1 protein-coding gene is annotated in these 1,032 nt (G+C 63.7%); it reads right to left on the bottom strand.

The genetic code is table 11. The annotated features are described in order from the left end of the window. The coding region (ispG, locus tag ACFU8W_RS52540) for a flavodoxin-dependent (E)-4-hydroxy-3-methylbut-2-enyl-diphosphate synthase (RefSeq protein WP_384053031.1) at positions 1–1,032 on the bottom strand (1,032 nt) is incomplete at both ends.

Raw genomic sequence — 1,032 nt, 5'->3', positions numbered from 1 at the left:
CTCGGCGATCTTCAGGGCTTCCTCGATGAGCGTCTCGACGATCTTCGACTCGGGAACCGTCTTGATGACCTCGCCCTTGACGAAGATCTGCCCCTTGCCGTTCCCGGACGCCACACCCAGATCCGCCTCACGGGCCTCACCCGGACCATTGACGACACAGCCCATCACGGCAACCCGCAACGGCACCTCCATGCCCTCAAGACCCGCCGACACCTGATCCGCCAGCTTGTACACATCCACCTGCGCCCGACCGCACGACGGACACGACACGATCTCCAGCCGCCGCTGCCGCAGATTCAACGACTCCAGGATCTGGATACCGACCTTGACCTCCTCGGCCGGCGGCGCCGACAACGACACCCGGATCGTGTCCCCGATCCCCTCACTCAGCAACGCACCGAACGCCACCGCCGACTTGATCGTCCCCTGGAACGCCGGCCCCGCCTCCGTCACCCCCAGGTGCAACGGGTAATCACACTGAGCCGCCAACTGACGGTACGCATTGACCATCACCACCGGATCGTTGTGCTTCACCGAGATCTTGATGTCCCGGAAACCATGCTCCTCGAAGAGCGACGCCTCCCACAACGCCGACTCCACCAACGCCTCAGGAGTCGCCTTCCCGTACTTCTTCAGCAGCCGCGCATCCAGCGAACCCGCATTCACACCGATCCGGATCGGCGTCCCCGCATCACTCGCGGCCCGCGCAATCTCCTTGACCTTGTCGTCGAACTGCTTGATGTTCCCCGGATTCACCCGCACCGCCGCACAGCCCGCATCAATCGCCGCGAACACATACTTCGGCTGAAAATGAATATCCGCAATCACCGGAATCTGCGACTTCCTGGCAATCGTCGCCAACGCATCCGCATCATCCTGCGTCGGACACGCCACCCGCACGATCTGACAGCCCGACGCCGTCAACTCCGCGATCTGCTGCAACGTCGCACCCACGTCCGACGTACGGGTCGTGGTCATCGACTGCACCGACACCGGCGCATCCCCACCGACCGCCACCGACCCGACCTGGAT

The organism is Streptomyces sp. NPDC057565, from assembly GCF_042801455.1.
GTDB classification, from domain to species: domain Bacteria; phylum Actinomycetota; class Actinomycetes; order Streptomycetales; family Streptomycetaceae; genus Streptomyces; species Streptomyces yanii.
Note: the sequence above shows the minus strand (reverse complement) of the source record. Positions and strands in the feature narration are given on the sequence as shown.